Genomic DNA, 19,220 nt, shown 5'->3' with positions numbered 1-19,220 from the left:
TGCATTTTTCCCGATGTCCGGTTGACGCCATAGGGGACGCTCAGCGAACTAAGGGATCAGATAAGATGAGCATTTTGGGAGTGGAAAGCGTTGTGTTCGGTGTCGAAGACGTCGCCGAGCACGCACGCTTCTGGACAGACTTCGGCCTGCCGGTCGAGAGCATCGGCGAAAACGAAGCGGTCTTCCGCCTTGCATCCGGTTCGCGCCTGGTCGTACTGCCCCATGGCGATGCACGCCTGCCTTCGCCCGATCCGTTCCCGGGCGACGGCCTCAAGGAAACGGTCTGGGGCGTCGACACCCCCGAAAACCTTGAGCGCATCGCCGCCAGCCTCGCGACCGAAGTCACTGTCACCCGCGACGCTGATGGGACCGTCCACGCGGTATGTCCTGATGGCCAGCCCATCGCGGTTCGCGTCTGGCACAAGAAAAGCTTCGTAAGCGAGGCCAGCCCGGTCAACACGCCGGCCAGCCATCCGCGCTTCAACCAACACCGCATCTGGCGCCAGAAGGCGATCCCCAAGACCATCAACCACGTGGTGTTCTTCTCGCCCGACTATGTCGGCAGCTTCGAATTCTACGAACGCCACCTGGGTTTCCGATATGCCGACCACTCCAAGGGCGTGGGTATCTTCGCGCGTGCAGGCGGCACGTTCGAACACCACTCCATCTTCTGGGTCAACTGCGACCTGCCGATCGCTCCCGATGCCTTCAAGTTCATGCACATCGCCTTTGGTTGCGACGACATCGACGAAGTGATGCTGGGGGCCAACATCATGGAAGCCAAGGGCTGGAAGAACCAGACCATGAACAGTTCCGGCGGCATCTCGCGCCACCGCATTTCCTCGGCGATCTACTACTACTGCGACATCCCGGGCCACTGTGGCGAAGCGGAATACCACGCCGACACCGACTATCTGGACGACAACTGGGTGCCACGCGCCTGGGACTTCCGGTTCGGTTCGCTGCTATGGTCGAACAATGCTCCTCCGATCTTCCGGGGCGACGACATTCCCTGGGACTTGACCTTCGATGCAGACCGCGCCAGCTTCGAACCCTACCGCAAGGAAAAGCCCGGCAAGCGGCCCAGCCAAGGCAAGCTGGCCGAGATTTCCGAGGACGACGAACACGCGATCTGACGCCGCTAGCGTTTAAAGCCAGCACCATCAAAGCCCCGGCCGGTCTGCATCGGCCGGGGCTTTCGTTTGCATGCAGCACGTGGTTGCCCGTTCACGCACGGGCGCTATCATGCCCCCCCATGCTTTCCCCGGCCCGACTGCTCGCCCTTCCCCTGCTCCTGGTGTGCACGCCCGCGCTGGCCGCGCTGGCTTCCCCCGAAAAGACCATGGTCGCCGCGGCGGACAAGGGCCACGAACAAGACATCGCCTTGCTCGAAAGGCTGGTCGCGCAAAACAGCGGAACCCGTAACATCGAGGGCGTGAAGGCCGTGCGCGACATGGTCGTGCCCGAACTGGAAGCCCTGGGCTTTCAAACGCGCTGGGTGCCTATGGATGCGGCCAACCGCGCAGGGCACCTTATCGCGACGCACAAGGGGGCGAAGGGCACCACGCGCATGCTGCTCATCGGCCATCTCGATACGGTGTTCGAGTCCAGTTCACCCTTCCAGACAGCCACGCGCGAAGGAGACCAATTGCACGGCCCGGGCGCGGCGGACGACAAGGGCGGCGTCGTGGTCATGCTGGCCGCGCTGCGCGCCATGAAGGCGGCAGGCTCGCTCAAGGGCGCGAATATCGAAGTGGTGCTTACGGGCGATGAGGAATCGGTCGGCAGTCCATTGGATATCGCTCGGGCCGACCTGATCGCGGCCGGAAAGCGCTCCGACGTGGCGCTTGATTTCGAAGGCCTGGTGGTGATCGACGGACAGGACTTCGGGTCCGTGGCGCGCCGCTCCTCGGGCAGCTACACGATCACCGCCACCGGCAAGAGCGCGCATTCCAGCGGCATCTTCTCGGACAATGTGGGCTATGGCGCCGCCTATGAACTGGCCCGCATCATCGTTGCCTTCCGTCAGGAATTGCCGGAGCCGAACCTGACCTTCAACATCGGGCTGATCGGAAGCGGCGCAACTGCGATCCTGAGCGAGGACGAGGCCGAAATCCATGCCATCGGCAAGACCAACATCATCCCGCCCGTGGCCGTGGCGCGGGGCGATTTCCGGGCTTTGACGCTCGATCAGATCGCACGCGTGAAGTCCCGGATGGAAGCGATTGTCGCCCGACACCTGCCGCAGACAGATGCCACCATCGTCTTCAAGGAAAGCTATCCGCCGATGCCGCCCACGCCCGGCAACACGGCGCTGCTGTCCGCGCTCAACGCCGTGAATGCGGATCTCGGCCTTGCCACCATGCCCGCGCTCGATCCGCTCAAGCGCGGCGCGGGCGACATCAGTTTCGTGGCGCCCAATGTGGCCGGGCTCGCCGGCATGGGGCCGAGCAGCCGCGGCGATCATACGCCCGAAGAGCGCGTCGACCTTTCCAGCTTTCCCCGCCAGATCAAGCGCGCGGCCCTCCTGATGAGCCGCCTGGCACCGCAAAAGCCCGCGCGCTGACGGGTCAGATTACCTTGCGGATGTGCTCGACACTGGGCGCACCCGTGAAGAAGGGCGAGGCCAGGGCGCGCCAGGCCTGGAAGCCATCGGACTCGCGAAAGTCCAGCATGTGCGCCTCGACGCTCTCCCAGCCCACCACCAGGTGATAGCGGCCCGGAGTCTCGATGGAGGCTTCCAGCCCGAAGGAAACGAAGCCCTTGGCCGCCTCGAAATGGGGGCGGGCCTCCGCGACGGCGGCCTCGAAATCGGCCGCTGTCGCGGGATCGATAGTAAGCGTGGCGACTTCGTGGATCATGGCCTTCGCGTCCTGTGGTTCAAAGCTTGGGGTTGCCCGCGCTCCAGCGCGCGGTGAGTTCGATGCCGCTGCCCATCGGCAGAAGCACGGTCTGCAGATCCGGCCGCGCCTTCACCGCCTCGCGGTAAAGCCGCACGCTGGGCCGATCGAACTCGGGTTCGATCATGTTGTCGGAAACGATCAGCGCCTCGTCCGAAAGAACCGGATAGAACGCCTCGAAGCAGGGAAGGTAAAGCTCCTTCCAGATATCGAGCAGGACGAAATCCCATGGGCCCTGGTCCTGCGCCAGCAAAGCCAGCGCATCACCGCAGCGCAAGTCCACCACTTCGGCTAGCCCGGCCTGCGCCAGTTGCGCGCGCGCATAATCCTGCTTGTAGTGAGCAAGGTCCATGGAGATGACCTGTGCCCCGACTTGCGCGGCGGCATCGGCGAGGAACAGTGTCGAATACCCGTAGCTGGTGCCCAGCTCCAGAATTCGCGCCGGTTTGCGCGCCAGCACCAGCGCGTGGAGCAGGGTTCCGACGTCCTTCCCCACCGGCAGCAGGAACTCGTCGCGCACGGCCATGCCCGCAGGCCCGAGTTCACGCATGTGCTCGCGGTCGGCATCGGCCCTCGCCTCGTAGCGCGCGAACACAGCTTGCGCAGCGGGCGCGGCAAAGATCACCCGTTGGGTTCCTCGACGAATTCGATGAGGTTGCCCGCGCAGTCGCGCAGGAAGCAGCCCTTGCCGAACGCCTCGCGCACGACGAAGGCGACATCGGCACCCTTCGCTTCCATCTCGACGAGGAAATCCTCCAGATCCTCGACCCGGAAAGCCACGTGCTTGTTGCCGTGGGTCTTGAGGTCGCTGGGCGGGAAGCGGCGCTCTTCAGGCAGCGGCGCGGCACCCTCGACCTCGAAGATCTCGAAGCGCAGCGGCCCCTTTCGCACCATGGCGGCGTGCGCGCGGGCCGGTTCGATCCAGAATTTCTTCTCGACCTCGAAACCCAGCACGCGGCCATACCAGTCTATCGCGTCATCCAGGCTGGGGACGGACACCCCTCCATGATGGAACGTGAACTCCGCCATCAGCCGATCTCGGCGAAGGTTTCGGCGCACCAGTCGGCGATATAGTCACGCATGCTGGTGCCGTTGTCGGCGCCGCAGTGCTCCACCTCGAAGTCCTTCTTGGTGAACATGCGCATGTGGCGCTTGGGGCTGTTGACCGCCTGATCGTAGCTGAGCGGGGCGTTGTAGGCCGGGATCTGGCGGTCGTTCTCACCATGGGTGATCAGGAACGGCACCTTGATCTTTTCCACCTGCCCGGTGAGATCCACCTGGTCCGTGTATTCAAGCAGCTTGTCGCGGTCATCGAAGCCGAACACCCACATCACGTGGTCCCAGTAGTGCGGCACGGGGTTTTCGCCTTCGTTGGCAACGCGCTCGCGCTGGCGCTTGCCCCACACGTGGTTGGCGCCCATCACCGCGCACAGCGCGTAGCGCGGCTCGTTCGCCGCGATGCGCGGGGCGTGATAGCCACCGAAGGAGAGGCCGAAGATGCCGATCTTGTCGTGGATTACGTCATCGCGGGTTAACAGGTATTCAAGCGCCGGGGTACCCCAGATTTCTCCGTTGTAGACGACCGGAAGGTCGCGATTGCGGATCGCCTCGCCGGTGCCGGGCTGGTCGACGAACAGGGTGTTCATACCGCGCTCGAGGTTGGAGAGGCCGTGGCCCGCCATGCAAACCTGCTCCTTCATGGAATCGAGGCCGTTGACCGAAACCAGGGTGGGGCGCGGCGTACCCGAGCCATCATGGTAGAAAATAGCAGTGTAGCTGGTGTCTCCGTAGGGGATTTCGACCTTCTCGACATGGATGCCGCGCAAGGCACAACCCTTGTGAAAAAGGTCGATGCCCTTCTGATAGGCCGCCCAGCGCGGCGGGTAGTCACGGCTCTGCATGCGTTCCGCGGCGAGGTAGTAGCCCGAGGCGCGCAGGTACTTGGTGCCGGCCGAAAGCAGGTAGCCATGCGCTTCATCGTCAGCGGCGTTGGCGGCCACCTGGTCGGCAACGCGGATCCAGCTGTCGAACATCATCGCCGAAGCCTTGTCCGGCCCCAGTTCCTTGGATGCTTCCATGATCGGGCGGTTGGCCTCGTCGATCTCGCCGTGGTTGCCGCCGCAGACCAGCGCGAGGTTGGTCGCGAGGTTCCAGACGTAATTTCCGGGGAACGGTTCGAACATGGATAGGGTCCTTTAGGTCTTGAAATTCAGTCTGCGGTCCAACCGCCATCGACGAGCATGCTGGTGCCGGTCATCAGGGCAGAGGCATCGGAAGCGAGGAAGAGAACGGCGCCCATCAGGTCCTCCACCTGGCCTATGCGACCGATCTTGATCTTGGCAAGAACGCTCGACTTGAACGCCTCGTCTTCGAAAAAGGGTTTGGTCAGAGGTGTTTCGATGAAGGTGGGCGCGATCGTGTTGGAACGGATGCCGTGCGCTGCAAGATCAAGCGCGAAGGACTTGTTCATGCCCTCCATCGCCCACTTGCTGGAGCAATAGAGCGAACGGTTCGGCCCGCCCACATGGCCCATCTGCGAGCCCATGTGGATGAGCGAGCCGTGCGTGCCGGTTGCCATCATGCGCTTCACGCAGCCCTGCGCCACGAAAAAGGTGCTCTTTACGTTAAGGTCGAGCACCGCGTCGTAGTCGTCCTCGCTCACCTCCCACATCGGCTTGGGGCGATTGGTGCCGGCATTGTTCACGAGGACATGGAAAGCCTCGCGCGCTGCGAAGAACGAATCAACGGAGGCAAGATCGGAAACGTCTAGTGTCGCCGCATCGGCCTTGTGCCCGGCTGCGACCAGCTCTGCCGCTGCGGCTTCGATCTCTGCAGACGTACGCGCGACAAGCGTCACTTCGGCGCCGGCCTGGGCCAGGGCGGCCGCAGCTGCCAGGCCAATGCCCCGGCCCGCCCCCGTCACCACCGCGCGCCGTCCATCCAGGCGAAAGCTCGGTGTCGTGGGCAGGCTCATCAGGCAATCCTCTTGATGCTATTCTTTCCGGTATTGGGGTCAGGAGCGGGAAAAAACCCGGCGTTGGAGAGAGAGGATGGGAACCTCCCCCGCTCCTGGCACTCACCCGCGCCCAAGGGCGGGGGAGTGAAGCCTATCGATCAAGCTGCCGTTTCAGGGGTAGGCTCGGCCTGCCCGGCATAAGGGACGTTACGGCCACCGAAGCGGCGCACGCGGATGTTGGCCTGTTCGCCGTGGCCTGCGAAGCCTTCCAGCGCACACAGACGGCTGCAATATTCACCGATCAGCGCCGAAGCCTCGTCGGTTTTCACACGCTGGTAGGTGCAGGTCTTGAGGAACTTGCCGACCCACAGGCCACCGGTGTAGCGCGCCGCCTTCTTGGTAGGCAGCGTGTGGTTGGTGCCGATCACCTTGTCGCCATAAGCAACGTTGGTGCGGCTGCCCAGGAACAGCGCGCCATAGTTGGTCATGTTGTCCAGGAAGTAGTTCGGATCGGCGGTCATCACCTGCACGTGCTCGGAGGCGATCTCGTCGGCGACGGCGACCATTTCCTCATAGCTCTCGGCCACGATCACCTCGCCGAACGTCTCCCACGCCTGGCGGGCATGGTCGGCGGTGGGCAGGATCTGCAGCAGGCGCTCGATCTCAGCCATGGTTTCGCGGGCGAACTTTTCCGAGTTGGTGAGGAGTACGCCCGGGCTGTCCGGGCCGTGCTCGACCTGGCCGAGGATGTCTGTTGCGGCGATCTCGGGATCACAGCCGATCTCGTCGGTGATCACCAGGGTCTCGGTCGGACCGGCGAACAGGTCGATGCCGACACGGCCATAGAGCTGGCGTTTGGCTTCGGCGACGAAGGCATTGCCCGGACCGACGATGATGTCGACCGGATCGATCGAGGCCGTGCCCAGCGCCATCGCGCCGACCGCCTGGATGCCGCCCAGCGCATAGATCGCATCGGCACCCGCAAGCGCCTGCGCGGCGACGATTGCGCGTGCCGGCTGGCCCTGGAACGGCGGGGCGCAGGTAACGACGCGCTTCACGCCGGCCACCTTGGCGGTGATCACCGACATGTGCGCACCGGCAAGCAGCGGGTACTTGCCGCCCGGCACGTAGCAGCCAGCGGAGTTGAGCGGGATGTTCTTGTGACCGAGCACGACACCCGGCAGCGTTTCGACTTCGACGTCCTTCATCGAATCGCGCTGGATCTGGGCAAAGTTGCGCACCTGGGTCTGCGCGAACTCGATGTCCTTGCGCTCCTGGGCGGAGAGGCTGTCGACGCAGGCGTCGATCTCGGCCTGGGTCAGGCGATAGTCGTCGCGGTCCCACTTGTCGAAATTGATGCTCATCTCGCGCACGGCAGCGTCGCCGCGCGCCTCGATGTCGGCTAGGGCCGCTTCGACGATATCGCGAACCTTGCGATCTGCATCCGCCTTCGCTTGTGCCGTTGCACCGCGCTTCAGCCACTGGGCCATGTTCGATGTCTCCCGGAAATCTCGTGGACTGCTTCCCGGCTGCCCCTAGCCCCGGCACCGGCCCACTCACCATCGCATGTTATCGATGGGTCGCTATCGATCCTATGCCGTTGTTGCGCCATCTGCCGTTCGCTAGCCGAAACCGCGCCATATACTATAGTTCGCAAGACAAACCGGGAGACGAAACAGCGATGCGATTGGCAACCCTCGATGACGGGACTCGTGACGGCCGCCTTGTGGTTGTCGCCCCTGATGGAAAGTCCTGTGCCGCCGCTCCGGTCAAGACGATGCAGGAAGCGCTCGAAAACTGGACGGCCATCGAACCCGACCTGCGCGCGATCGACGCGTTCGACCTGGAACTGGACGAAACGCTGGTGCTTGCGCCCTTGCCGCGCGCCTGGCAGTGGCTCGACGGTTCGGTCTACCCCAGCCATGGTGCGCTCATGGACAAGGCGCTGGGTATCGAACCCTACAAGCCCGACTGGCCGCCGATGTACCAGGGCGTGTCCGACACCTTCCACGCGCCCCGAGCCGACGTTCCGATGGCTGACGAGGATCTTTTCATCGACTTCGAAGGCGAATTCGGGATCATCACGGATGCGGTTCCGATGGGAACGCCTGCCAGCGAAGCGGGCAAGCACATTCGCCTGATCGTGCAGATAAACGACTGGTCACTGCGCAAGCTGGCCGGCCCGGAAATGAAATCCGGATTCGGCTGGATCCAGGCCAAACCGCCGTGTGGCATGGCACCCTTTGCCATTACCCCCGATGAACTGGGCGATGCCTGGCGCGAATGCCGCCCGGCCCTGAACCTGCGCGTCCACTGGAACGGCGAGCAGTTCGGCGATGCCGATGGCGAAGCGATGGCTTACGGATTCCACGAACTGGTCGCTCACGCCGCCCGGACCCGCAACCTCGTCGCCGGTACCGTGATCGGCTCGGGCACGGTGTCGAACGAGAACTACCGCGAGGTCGGCTCGTCCTGCATCGCAGAGCGCCGCGGCATCGAAGTGGTCGATACCGGCGCCGCCAAGACCGAATTCATGAAGTATGGCGATGTCGTGCGCATGGAAGCGCATTTCGCCGATGGCCGCGCGCCCTTCGGCGTGCTCGAGCAGAAGGTAGTAGAGCCATGACCGAGGAAGTCCTCTCCGATTCCGGCCTGCCGGGCGTCCAGCGCGTCGTCACTTGCCACGACGAAAACGGGCGCGCGCGCTTCCGTTCCGAAGATGTATCGCCGCCGAAGACGGTGCCTTCGGGCGATGCCGCGATGCTGACGATCTGGGCGACCAGGAGGGTCCCGGCCGACAACAACGACGATACCGACGGGCGCGATCTGGCGACCGGCGTCACGCTGGAAGGCGGATCGGTCATCCGCATCGTCGACATGCTGCCCAATGCCCAGAGCCCGATGCACCGCACCAACTCGATCGACTATGGCATCGTGCTGAAGGGCGAAATCGAGCTGGAACTGGAAGATGGCGTCAAGAAGACGATCCGCGAAGGCGGCATCATCGTCCAGCGCGGCACCAACCACTTGTGGCGCAACACCACCGACGAGGTCTGCCGCATCGCCTTCATCCTGATCGAGGCTCCGGCGTACCTGCACGATGGCAAACCGCTCGACGAAGCCAAGCCCGAACAGGTAGACAGCCGGTACAACGACGCCGCTGCCGGCCACTGATGTTCGATCTTTCCGGCAAGTGCGCGATCGTTACCGGCTCAACCCGGGGCATCGGTCGCGCCGTTGCCGAGGGCCTCATCGCGCAGGGCGCGCGCGTGCTCGTCTCTAGCGAAAGTGCCGAAGACATCGCACGCGTCGCCGACGAGCTGGGCATGCCCGGCCAAGCCTGCGACGTGACCGACAACACCGCTCTTGCCGCACTTGTCGAGCGAGCGCTGGCCGAATTCGGCGGAATTGACGTGCTGGTCTGCAACGCAGGAATTACCGGCAGGGCGGGACCTTTTGCCGAAGTCGACATGGCCGACTTTGCGAAGGTCATGGCGATCAATCTCACCAGCCAGGTCGCTTTGTGCAACCTCGCGCTGCCCCACATCGCGGCACGCGGCGGCGGCAGCGCGATCCTCATGTCCAGCCTTTCAGGCCTGCGCGGCAACGGGCGGATCAACGCCTACGCGCTCTCAAAGGCGGGCGTCGCCCAACTTGCGCGCAACCTTGCCGTCGAGTGGGGGGCCAGGAACGTGCGCGTCAACGCCATCTCGCCCGGCTTCATTGCAACAGAGCTTTCCGGCCCGCTGCTGGCCGACGAGGCCTTCATGGCGCGGCGCATGGCAATGACCCCGCTGCGCCGCCCCGGTCGCCCCGAGGAGATCGCGGGGGCTGCGGTATTCCTCGCTTCCCCCGCGGGGGCCTTCATGACGGGACAAAACCTCGTTGTCGACGGCGGGACGCTGATCACCGACGGCAGTTGAGGCCTACCAGGCCGTGGCACCTGCATCGACGGAGATGTCCGCGCCCGTAACGTAGCGCGATTCGCCGCTGGCCAGCCAAGTCGCGCACCAGGCGATGTCTTCCGGCTCGCCTAGTCGTTTGATCATGTTCTTGGCCAGCACTTGCTGCTCGAATGCCGGATCGGCGGCAAGGTGGCGCGCGGTCGCAGCAGTCTTGATGAAACCGGGCGCGATGGCGTTGGCACGAATGTTGTGCGGCGCGCCCTCCATGGCCAGCTGGCGGGTCATCGCCATGACCCCGCCCTTGCCAGCGCAGTGCGCCAGTGCGGGCGAACCATCCAGCGCGTGATGCGCGTTGGCCGAGGCAAAGTTGATGACGCTGGCCGATCCGCTCGCCTTGAGCCAGGGCCAAGCCGCGCGGCAAGGCAGAAAAACGATGTCGAGTTCACCGGCAAGCGTGCGCTTCCAGTCGGCGTAACTCATCTCCTCAATCCACGCGAAGACGGCGAAGGCCGCGGCGTTGACGAGGATATCGATCTTGCCGTGCTGCTCGCCCATTTCGGCGAACAGCGCCTGCACGGCGGCCTCGTCCGTCAGGTCGCACGCCATGTCCGCACCGGCAAGGTCGACACCCACGACGGTGGCGCCCTCCTCGCGGAAGATGCGCGCGATGCCTTCACCGATGCCATTGGAGGCACCGGTGACGACCGCGATGCGACCTTTCAGCCTGTCAGCCATTTACGAGAACCTCCGCCTCTTCCTGCTCGGAGGTGCCCTTACCGGTCGAACGTGCCGCGATCAACGCGATCGCCACTCCGCCAAGTGCACCGATGGAAAGCACCATGAAGGCACCCAGCAGGCCACCGGTACGCTGCGCCGAGAAGGTGACGACCACCGGCGAGAGAAATTGGCCAAACGCGAAGGCCGATTGCCAGAAGCCCGTGCCACGACCGCGAAACTCGAACTGGAGGATCGACATAGACCACACCAGCAGCGTGGGCAGCAGCAGACCTGCGCCAACCTGGTTGATGAAGCAGCCGCTCAGGAAGCCCGTCACCGAGCCGGCCTTGCCCATCAGCATGAAACCGATGGCAAGCAGGCCGAACTCCACCAGCAGCAACCTGCCGACCGGCCACTTGGGGCCAACGCGCGAATAGAGGAAGGTGCCGAGCGGCACGCCGATCGAAGCGATCGAGGTCAGGAACCCGCGCTCTGCGGGGCTGGTCAGGCCCAGTTCGGCAAGGCCACTGGGGGCCTGGATCTGCACGGTATAGAAAAAGATCGAACCGTAGATCGTGATAGCGACGATCATCGCCATCGTGGCCCAGGGAAACCCTTGCCAGGACAGGTTGTGCGGTGCGTGATCGGCCTCATCGTCGGGATGCGCTTCGCCAGCCGGCTCCCACGTGAACTTCCAGACCAGCAGGAACATGACCAGCGCCGAGACATAAGCCCAGAACGGCGTGCGCCAGCCAGATTCGCCCATGATGCCGCCAAGATTGAAGAACAGCAGCGCCGACATGGATGCAAAGGCGGTCTGCGCCGCCAGCCACTTGTCGCGACTCGCGCCCTTGTAATAGTCGCCGATCATGGTGGTCGAGAGCACGTAGATCAGCGCCTCGGCAATACCCACCCCGATGCGCGAGATCAGGATATGCGTAAGGTCCGTCAGGAAGATCGGCGCCACGCCCACCGCAGCATAAAGGAAGAAGGAGAACATCAGCAGCCGCCGGCGCCCGAAGTAGTCACCCAAAATCCCCGCGAACGGGCACAGCAGCGCCACGCACAAAGATGGGAAGGTCAGGATCATCGGCACCCAGTACTCGTGGTTGGGCACTTCCGAGAACTCGGCCATCAGGTTGGGAATGATCGGTGTCAGCAGCACGATCGCCATTGTCGTCAGCGTAATCGGCAGCAGCAGCGAGATGCCGGTCATGAACCCGGCTTCGTGGTGGCGTGTCATTCTCTCCCTTTCGGTCTCCGGGGGCAACCCCGTGCGTTCCTTGCGTATCGGGCGCAGTTCGCACGCGGTTTCCGTCGTGCGCGGGCCTTGTGTCCAATCGATTATGCGGGAAGGCATCTATCGGTGGGATCAAGGTCCGCCCACGCGTCAGAATGCGGGCAGTTCCTGCTCGCAGTTGCAGTTCGTATAGGTGTCCGCAAACGTGTAATACGAGCGCGGCAGGTTGGGCCAAATCACCGACGCGCGCTGCGGCGTGTAAGCCGGATAGCTGTAAAGCGGCTTGCGGAAACCCGGCGGAAACGCAAAGTCGGCGCGCTCGCCTGCCTCGCCGCCCACCGGCTTCAGGGCGTGGCCCAGCGCCAGTTCGCCTAGCTGTTCATTGAGCTGATCAAGCATCGATTCCGGCAGGCCGGGCACGAAGTCATAGGCCATCTGCAGGTGCCAGATCTTCCAGACGCCGTCTTCCTTCACGAAGTCACCGCCATACTTTTCCCAGAAGAACATGGCCTGAAGGTGGATCTTGCCATCTTCAAAGACCGGCAAGATGCCAGTACCGGGCGAGTACCACGCGCCCTGCGCGGTCTTGCCGTCACCGGCGATCTCGATCACCGGGGTCGTCGAGGTGTGCATCACCCACTCGGCACCTGCGCCGTAGTTTTCGGGCACGTTCTTTACCGAAGGGTCAATCGCTGCCAGCTTGGCGAGCGCTTCCTTCGCGTCGGATCCGCTCTTCATGCCATAGGCGTTGCGGATGACATCGAGGCCGTACATGACCCAGGCCGGACTGCCGAAGGTAGCGGTCGCGGCGAACTTGCCGTCGGCCTTGACCCAGTAGTTGTCGACTTCCTCGATATTGCGGCCCGCGGCGTGCATGTGTTCGTGGCGGCTCATCAGGTTCTGGATGGCGATGGTGTCCGCCGCGCGCTGCCCGGGCGAGATCATCTTGCGGCCTTTCGCCACGGACTCGTCCGACTGAAGCGGCGCGAAGTCCATGCGGGGCTGCGCATCGGCCGACAGGGCCACACTTGCCGTTCCGGCCAGCATGGTAGCCGCGCAGGCGGCCAGGAAATGAAGTGCCTTCATGGTAATCCTTTCTCTCACTTGGTTCGTATCGCACGTCCTCGAAGCATCGGACGTGCCGTGGGGTCTATTTCCAGAACAGGGACTTGGATCGGCGGCCACGCCGCATGTCCCACCACATCTGCAAACCGGTTAGGGCCAGCACGAGCAGGCTGATGCCGCACAGGACACTGAGAATCCGTCCCGGCCAGCCAAAGAAATACCCGGCATGCAGGTCTTGCAGGATGTAATGGAAATCCGCTGGCGGCGGCGGATCGACGATCCGACGTCCGGACGCGGCAACAAGCTTGATCTGCGGGCTTCCCGGCGGCCCACCGGCACCGGCGACAAGGGTAACGGCCGGTCCTGCCAGATTGATCTGGAGGCTCTGCACCTTCACTGACGGATCCCTGCGCGCGGCATCCGCCAGCCGGGTGATCATCGTGGCCAGTTGCGCATCGTCCGGGATGGGCTGCACCGGCGGCAGCGGCCCGGTATCGGAACCGGGCGGGTGCTGGCCAAGGCGCATCATGTCGAGATGGAGCAACGTGCCGGTCAGGGCAACGAACGCCAGGAACAGCCCGGCCGGAAGTGCAAGCCAACGGTGCCAGCGGCGCATGGTCATGCCGAGCTTCCTAAAGTTGCGGGTCTGGGACTCTGCGCGATCAGGGCTGCGGCGGTGGTCCGGCCTTCATCTGGGCGGACATCTGCTTGTCGAAGGTCTTGAACTCCTCGATGGTCAGCGTGCCATCGCCGTTGATGTCGATGCCCGGAGGCGCGGCGTTTTCCTGGTAGTCCTGGAGCGTCACGAACCCGCGGCCCTTCTCGAACATGTTGAACGAGCTTTCGGGCAGCCCCTGCGCTTGCCATTCGGCACGGCTCAATTCGCCGTTGCCGTCGGCATCCACCTCGGCCGCCAACTGGGTCATGTCGGGATTCTTGGAAGTGTCGCCCCCCATCGGCGGACCGCCCTCGGGAGCGACAGCCGCTTCGCTCGCGTCGACGACGCCGGTTTGCGTTTCCTGCGGAACCGGCTCGCCGCTGCAGGCACCAAGCGCCAGCACAGCGGCCACGATTGCAAGGCTGCTAGTCTTCATGTCTCTTCTCCCAATTCTCAGCAATCCGCGTCACTGACGGCAGTCGGCGTATTCGAACGTCTCACCCAGGGTGCTATAGGGCTCGGGCAGGCGCGGCTCCATGCGCGGCACGCGGGTGGGCGTGTAGCTTTCACCCAGCTTGCGCCGGATCGTGGGGCCGGGAACGACCAGACCTTCGGCGCCAGGTCCCGGCGCTGCGCCCTCGGTTCCGGAATTGGAAGCATCGCCGCTTGGCGCGCCCGGCATCGGGTCCGACAACTTGCCGCCGAAAGGATAAGCGAAGTCAGTGATCACCTCGATGTGCAGGAAACGCCAATGGCCGTCCTCGCGCACGAAATCGACACCGTAGCGCTCCCACATGTTGACGCCTTCGCCCACCTTGCCATCGGCGGTGGAGAGGATCACGCCCGGGGTGTACCAGAAGCCCTTGGCGCTCTGTCCGTCCTCGGCCACCTCGATCAGCGGGGTGGACAGGATGTGCAGCACCGTCTGGCCGATGTAGCGGTTCGCGGCGTAGTCATCGGCAATGGCCGGGTTGGCCGCTGCCAGCGCCTTCAACTGCGCCTTCTGCATCGCGAAATTGATGTCGACGTAATACTTGCGGTAGTCCTCGCCGATCCAGCAACCGGCATTCTGCGCCCAGCGGATTTCCCGCTTTTTCGACCACAGCTCAAGTTCTTCCTCGTTGTGGCCAATCGAATGCAGCATGGCGCGGCGCGCCATCAGGTTCTGGATTTCCTGCACATCGCGCGCCGTGTGCGCCTCTCGGCGCAGGTGGTCGAGCTCGGACTGGCCGAGCTCGACCGTGGCAGCGCTCGCTGTTCCGGCAATGACCGCAAGGGCCAGTGCCAGACATGGGAGGGTTACCCTTAGCGAGTGCACCACTTTGCGCCTTCCACGCGCACAAGGAACGTGCGCGTGGAATCTGATCGGCGTGTTCCGGCTGCCCATCACCGCGCCCTCAATACTTGTAGCCAAGCGAAAGAATGACGGTGCGAGGCATCGTTATGAACCGGCGATAGGCGGGGAAGACGTAGGTTGTCTGCGCCTTGTCCTCGATGTTGCGAACGACAAGCCCGATCGACATACCGTGGAACTCGTAGCGGATGTTGGCGTCGGTGCGGGTGAAGCCCTTCTGGTAGGCCCCGGGCAGATACTGTTCCGGCGTCACGTAGTAACCGGTCGTGAGGTGGCTGTGCGCGCCAATGGTGAGCACGCCCCCGCCGACGCCGAAGTCCTGTTCGAAACCAACGTTGCCTGCCCATTTGGGCGAGTTCTGGATCTGCTTGTCCTTGAGGTTGAACTCACCCTGGTTGACGAAGGGATTGTTGGGCAGGATCGCCTCGCCGTACTTGGCATCGAGATAGGTGACCGAACCGGTCAGGCGAGCGCCGCTCCAGGGAGCCACCTCGAGGGACGCCTCGGCCCCCTTGATCTTCGTCGGCCCTGCGTTCTTGATCACGCTGAACGTGGCGGTTTCCTCGCGATCAGCGATGGGCAGTTCCTGGAAGACGCTGAACTGGTAGTTCTTGTAGTCATAGTGGAACAGCGCAGCGTTGAGCTGGACCCGGTCATCCAGGAAGCTATTCTTGGTGCCCAGTTCGATGGCCTTTAGCGTTTCGGGCTTGAACGATACCGGCGGGAAGGTGGGCGAAATGCCGCCTTGCTTGAAGCCCGTCGAATAGTGGGCATAGAGCAACGAATCCGGTGCCAGATCGTATTCGATGCCGGCCTTGTACTGCCTCGACGATTGCTTCTGGCTATAGGTATAGGACCCGGCGCTCGTGCCATCCAGTGCGATGCCGTAACCCTGGCTGATCTTGTCCTGGCTCACACGCAGACCACCGGTCACGCGAAGCTTGTCGGTCAACGAATAGGTGACCTGCCCGAAACCCGCGATCGTGGAGCCGGGGTTGAACTGGTTGGACAAAGTGTAGGCACCGCCAGTGGTGGTCGTGCCCGGCGTCTCCAGCGTATAACCGCCCGGATCGGTCTTCAGGTAATAGAAGCCCAGCACATACTGCAGCGGCCCCTTGCCGTTCGAGGTTAGGCGCGCCTCGATCGACTTATACTTGGCCCCGGTGGTCTGGTCGGAATAGTTGCTGTTGTCGATATTGTAGACCGGCCCGGCGAACGGCAGAACCGAGCCGAACAGGAAGCTGCTGACGAGCTGGTTCTTGGAACGCGAGTAGCTCGGCAGCAGGGTCAGGGTCGCAGGACCAAGTTCGGCATCGACCTGGGCCGAGAAAGTCTCCGCCTCGCGGTTGATGTAGCCGGGCACGTGCTCGGGATTGTTGGACCACGCATCGCCGGGCGTTGTCTGTTCCCACCCGTTGGGGAAGCGCATTATCGGCGAGCCACCAACGAACGGCGGGCCATCGGTGATCGAGGGATCGAAGTTGCTGACGAAGAACGGCGGCGGGAAGAAGAGGTTGCCCGCCGAACCGGGCACCGGAACCGTGTTCGCGCCCTTGCCATGCGCGCGGTAGACATCGGCCTTGAGGACCACTCTCAGCCAGTCGGTCGGCTCGATCAGCAGCTTGCCGCGCAGGCCCCAGTTGTCCGAATCGTAGGACCCGTCGTCCACATAACCGTCGCGGTTCTCCCGGAAACCGGCAACGCGCAGGGCCACGGTATCCGTTACCGGCACGTTGAGGGCGGCTTCGAAACGAACATGATCGTAATTGCCGAACTGGACGTTCCAGTAGCCGCCGAAACCGTCGACCAGCGACGGATCGCGGGTGATCACGTTGACGATGCCACCCGAAGCGTTGCGGCCGTACAGAGTACCCTGCGGGCCGCGCAGCACTTCGACGCGCGCGATATCGTAGGAGCCACTCTGCACGGATTCCGTGCGCCCGTTGTAGGCTCCGTCCACCATCGTCGCGATCGAGGGATCGGCGAAGGTGGGATCGATCGAGGAGCCCACGCCACGGATGTATATCTGTGCGCCCTGCGCCAGACCCTGGATTTCCACGCCCGGCACGTCCCTCAGGACCGAGTCGAGCGAGCCCTGTCCCTTTTCCAGGATTTCATCGCCGCTAACGGCCGAAACCGACAGCGGCGTATCCTGGATCGTCTGCACACGCTTTTGTGCAGTAACGATGATTTCCTCGATCTTGGTACCCTTGCTTTCAGCTGAACTCTGGGCAAGCGCCGGTGCCGAAACCAGCGCCGTAACCATTGCAATCGATCCCACAGCGCAACGCAAAGAGTCCTTGCCAGACATGGCGATATCCCTCCCAATTTTTTAGTGACAACCAGGTTGCAATCGATCCCACGATCTGTCGAATTGAAAGAACGGGATCGATCCCATCGCTTTTTTGGCTACATAGACCTTCGCGTTCCGAGACTAGTTGAAGGTTGAGAGGCAGACCTATGGCAACCCTGAAACAACCTACCGGCATTGATGTCGCCCGCCTCGCAGGGGTGTCGAAATCGGCTGTTTCCCGCGCCTTTACGGGCGGCAGTGTGTCGGATGAGGCGCGCCAGCGAATCTTCGATGCTGCCCGGGAATTGCGTTACCGGCCCAGCCAGGCTGCCCGCTCGCTAAAGACCAATCGCTCGCGCCTGGTCGGCTTGGCCGTCACGCATCTGGACAACCAATTCTATCCCGAAGTGATCGAACGCATCTCGGACACCCTTGCGATAGAGGGGTATCGGCTCGTGCTGTTCATCACGCGCGGCGAAGCCGAACTTGAACCGGTGATCTACGAGCTGCTGGGATTCAGTCTGGATGGCGTAATCCTTGCGTCGGGCGCCTTCGCCGCGCGCGTGGCCCACGAATGCGTCGAAGCGGCCATGCCGGTGATCATGTTCAACAACATCGACAAGAGCAGCCAGATTCCGGGTGTGAGTGCAGACAACACACTGGGCGGAGAAACCGTGGCCCGGCACTTCATCGAGCGCGGACACAAGCGGATCGCGGTAATAACCGGGGTCGCCGACAGCTCCACCAGCAAGGACCGTACCGAAGGTTTCTGCAGGGCTGTGTCGGGCGCTGGCCTGCCGATGCCGACACTCGTCAACGGAAACTACACCGTGGAAGGTGCGGCCGAGGCCATGAACGCACTCCTGGCAAGGCCGGACGCGCCAACCGCCGTCTTCTGCGTCAACGACCACATGGCGTTTTCAGCCATCGGCGCCTGCCAGCAGGCCGGCGTGCAGCCGGGTCGCGACATCGCCATTGCCGGGTTTGACAACGTAGGCATCGCCGGCTGGCCCTCGTTCGCCCTCACCTCCTACGCGCAACCGGTAACGGCGATGATCGAGCGCTGTGTTTCGCGCCTGATGGCCGAAATCGGGGGGCAGGCAGACGACACCGGGACGGAATGCATACCGGGCAAACTGATCATCAGACAAAGTAGTGATTTTCACGTGCCCTGAAGGGCATGGAACCTGGGAAGAGGACAACCACCGACGGATCGACGCCATCGGCCAAGAGCCGCCGCGCCTCATCGCGTTTCTCGCGAGCCGCCACGAGGCTGACGAGCGGGTAAGCCCCGAACGACAAGCTCTTCTCCCTTCCGTCATATTTGAAATTCATTCGCCACACCTTCGTCCCCTTCGGCGTGACGAAGAGATAGAGTTGGTGTGCGTCAAAGAGCTTGTACGGCTTGTCCTTGGGCTTCGCCGCACGGAGCTGTGCATCGTTCAGCATGGTATCCGATACCCTATTTTCGCGACTCGATACCCTATCCGATGCCGGTTTCATGACGGAGGCTTGTGAACGGGTGTGGCCGAGCCAATGCGATAAAGGTCGGAAACTCAGGGATTTTTCAAGTCCGGTGGACTGATGCGAACCGCTGAAAACGGGTCGTTGGCGGAGCGGGAGGGATTCGAACCCTCGATACGCTTTTGACGTATACTCACTTTCCAGGCGAGCGCCTTCGACCACTCGGCCACCGCTCCGCGTGCACTGGTAAGGGCCAGCCCCGTAGCGTGGGACGCGGGGTTGCGCAAGCTATGTGATCGTGGTTGTCCGGCTTGCAGTGTCGACGCAGCCTAGGTGCTGCCGCGCCAAGACCTGGTCGGTGCACCTGCCGCGCTGTTCCCTTGCACTCGCATCCCCCAAAAAAATCTGGCCGGTCCCTCGGCAATCGCCACGACGCCATCGTCCGGAGCCTGTTGCAATGTATTGAACGTTCTTACCGTCGAAGCGCCTCGCTTATGCCCGGATCGAGCTTGAGCACGCCTTCAAGATCGGCACTACACCCTGCGGTGTCGGTCGCAGGCCGACCGCGGCACGAGTAAGTATCCCCCGGCAGAGCCGGGGGCTTTACGATGTGAGCCGCTCAAAGCGGCTGGTTCAGGTCGCTAACGCGGCCTGACGGTTTGGAACCG

Annotated in this window: 20 protein-coding genes and 1 tRNA gene; 6 read left to right on the top strand and 15 right to left on the bottom strand. The window is 63.2% G+C overall.

The genetic code is table 11. From position 1 onward, the window contains the following. Positions 1-65: 65 nt before the first annotated feature. Positions 66-1,136: a VOC family protein gene (locus BM052_RS17175; protein ID WP_091148871.1), complete on the top strand. Its 1,071-nt coding sequence runs from the start codon at positions 66-68 to the stop codon at positions 1,134-1,136. 119 nt (positions 1,137-1,255) lie between these two features. Then, on the top strand, positions 1,256-2,566 hold the full coding sequence (locus tag BM052_RS17170) for a M20/M25/M40 family metallo-hydrolase (protein WP_091148870.1): 1,311 nt from the start codon (positions 1,256-1,258) through the stop codon (positions 2,564-2,566). 4 nt (positions 2,567-2,570) lie between these two features. Here the strand turns inward: BM052_RS17170 and BM052_RS17165 are convergent, their stop codons facing one another. The 6 genes from BM052_RS17165 to hisD all read right to left on the bottom strand — a co-directional run bounded on the left by BM052_RS17165 (position 2,571) and on the right by hisD (position 7,346). Beyond that, positions 2,571-2,861 (bottom strand): antibiotic biosynthesis monooxygenase family protein, encoded by a 291-nt coding sequence (locus tag BM052_RS17165; RefSeq protein WP_091148868.1) that lies wholly within the window; start codon positions 2,859-2,861, stop codon positions 2,571-2,573. 19 nt (positions 2,862-2,880) lie between these two features. Continuing rightward, the gene (locus BM052_RS17160) at positions 2,881-3,525 is read right to left on the bottom strand and encodes an O-methyltransferase (protein ID WP_091148866.1); all 645 of its coding nucleotides are present in this window, start codon (positions 3,523-3,525) and stop codon (positions 2,881-2,883) included. After that, complete coding sequence (locus BM052_RS17155; protein WP_091148865.1) at positions 3,522-3,929, bottom strand: VOC family protein; 408 nt, start codon at positions 3,927-3,929, stop codon at positions 3,522-3,524. The genes BM052_RS17160 and BM052_RS17155 overlap by 4 nt, the downstream gene beginning before the upstream one ends. Then, the gene (locus tag BM052_RS17150) at positions 3,929-5,083 is read right to left on the bottom strand and encodes an alpha/beta hydrolase (RefSeq protein ID WP_091148863.1); all 1,155 of its coding nucleotides are present in this window, start codon (positions 5,081-5,083) and stop codon (positions 3,929-3,931) included. The genes BM052_RS17155 and BM052_RS17150 overlap by 1 nt, the downstream gene beginning before the upstream one ends. Positions 5,084-5,109: 26 nt before the next feature. Next, positions 5,110-5,874 carry an SDR family NAD(P)-dependent oxidoreductase gene (locus BM052_RS17145; RefSeq protein WP_091148862.1) on the bottom strand — a complete coding sequence of 255 codons (765 nt, stop codon included), beginning with the start codon at positions 5,872-5,874 and terminating at the stop codon, positions 5,110-5,112. A 140-nt stretch (positions 5,875-6,014) separates the two neighbouring features. After that, positions 6,015-7,346, bottom strand: a complete 1,332-nt coding sequence (hisD, locus tag BM052_RS17140) for a histidinol dehydrogenase (RefSeq protein WP_091148860.1) — start codon at positions 7,344-7,346, stop codon at positions 6,015-6,017. 191 nt (positions 7,347-7,537) lie between these two features. On the opposite strand from hisD, the gene BM052_RS17135 reads away from it, so the two are divergent. From BM052_RS17135 to BM052_RS17125, 3 genes are read left to right on the top strand one after another with little or no spacing between them, the layout of a single operon-like run. Beyond that, positions 7,538-8,482, top strand: coding sequence for a fumarylacetoacetate hydrolase family protein (locus BM052_RS17135; protein WP_091148858.1), 945 nt, complete (start codon positions 7,538-7,540; stop codon positions 8,480-8,482). Beyond that, positions 8,479-9,030, top strand: a complete 552-nt coding sequence (locus BM052_RS17130) for a cupin domain-containing protein (RefSeq protein WP_091148857.1) — start codon at positions 8,479-8,481, stop codon at positions 9,028-9,030. The genes BM052_RS17135 and BM052_RS17130 overlap by 4 nt, the downstream gene beginning before the upstream one ends. Continuing rightward, the gene (locus BM052_RS17125) at positions 9,030-9,779 is read left to right on the top strand and encodes an SDR family NAD(P)-dependent oxidoreductase (protein WP_091148855.1); all 750 of its coding nucleotides are present in this window, start codon (positions 9,030-9,032) and stop codon (positions 9,777-9,779) included. Before BM052_RS17130 ends, BM052_RS17125 begins: the two co-directional genes overlap by 1 nt. A 3-nt stretch (positions 9,780-9,782) precedes the next feature. On the opposite strand, the gene BM052_RS17120 is transcribed toward BM052_RS17125, so the two are convergent. From BM052_RS17120 to BM052_RS17090, 7 genes are all read right to left on the bottom strand, one after another. Further along, positions 9,783-10,496 (bottom strand): SDR family NAD(P)-dependent oxidoreductase, encoded by a 714-nt coding sequence (locus tag BM052_RS17120; RefSeq protein WP_091148854.1) that lies wholly within the window; start codon positions 10,494-10,496, stop codon positions 9,783-9,785. After that, positions 10,489-11,721: an MFS transporter gene (locus BM052_RS17115; protein ID WP_091148852.1), complete on the bottom strand. Its 1,233-nt coding sequence runs from the start codon at positions 11,719-11,721 to the stop codon at positions 10,489-10,491. Before BM052_RS17115 ends, BM052_RS17120 begins: the two co-directional genes overlap by 8 nt. 147 nt (positions 11,722-11,868) lie before the next feature. Further along, the gene (locus tag BM052_RS17110; RefSeq protein WP_177198534.1) at positions 11,869-12,765 is read right to left on the bottom strand and encodes a nuclear transport factor 2 family protein; all 897 of its coding nucleotides are present in this window, start codon (positions 12,763-12,765) and stop codon (positions 11,869-11,871) included. Between the two features lie 103 nt (positions 12,766-12,868). Continuing rightward, positions 12,869-13,405: a PepSY-associated TM helix domain-containing protein gene (locus BM052_RS17105; RefSeq protein ID WP_091148849.1), complete on the bottom strand. Its 537-nt coding sequence runs from the start codon at positions 13,403-13,405 to the stop codon at positions 12,869-12,871. 40 nt (positions 13,406-13,445) lie between these two features. Further along, positions 13,446-13,877 carry an EF-hand domain-containing protein gene (locus BM052_RS17100; RefSeq protein ID WP_091148847.1) on the bottom strand — a complete coding sequence of 144 codons (432 nt, stop codon included), beginning with the start codon at positions 13,875-13,877 and terminating at the stop codon, positions 13,446-13,448. A gap of 30 nt (positions 13,878-13,907) precedes the next feature. Next, positions 13,908-14,759 (bottom strand): nuclear transport factor 2 family protein, encoded by an 852-nt coding sequence (locus tag BM052_RS17095; RefSeq protein ID WP_177198533.1) that lies wholly within the window; start codon positions 14,757-14,759, stop codon positions 13,908-13,910. Between the two features lie 79 nt (positions 14,760-14,838). Then, positions 14,839-17,061, bottom strand: a complete 2,223-nt coding sequence (locus tag BM052_RS17090; protein WP_177198532.1) for a TonB-dependent receptor — start codon at positions 17,059-17,061, stop codon at positions 14,839-14,841. A gap of 194 nt (positions 17,062-17,255) precedes the next feature. On the opposite strand from BM052_RS17090, the gene BM052_RS17085 reads away from it, so the two are divergent. After that, entirely contained in the window at positions 17,256-18,263 is a 1,008-nt protein-coding gene (locus BM052_RS17085) for a LacI family DNA-binding transcriptional regulator (RefSeq protein ID WP_091148842.1), read from the top strand. Here BM052_RS17085 and BM052_RS17080 read toward each other — a convergent pair. Beyond that, positions 18,232-18,537 (bottom strand): Arm DNA-binding domain-containing protein, encoded by a 306-nt coding sequence (locus BM052_RS17080; RefSeq protein WP_091148839.1) that lies wholly within the window; start codon positions 18,535-18,537, stop codon positions 18,232-18,234. The genes BM052_RS17085 and BM052_RS17080 overlap by 32 nt on opposite strands. 160 nt (positions 18,538-18,697) lie before the next feature. Beyond that, positions 18,698-18,788 (bottom strand) — tRNA-Ser (locus BM052_RS17075). Positions 18,789-19,220: the final 432 nt, after the last annotated feature.

Origin of the sequence: Novosphingobium sp. CF614 (assembly GCF_900113255.1) — a bacterium.
Lineage (GTDB): Bacteria > Pseudomonadota > Alphaproteobacteria > Sphingomonadales > Sphingomonadaceae > Novosphingobium.
This window is presented reverse-complemented; position numbering and strand designations above follow the sequence as displayed.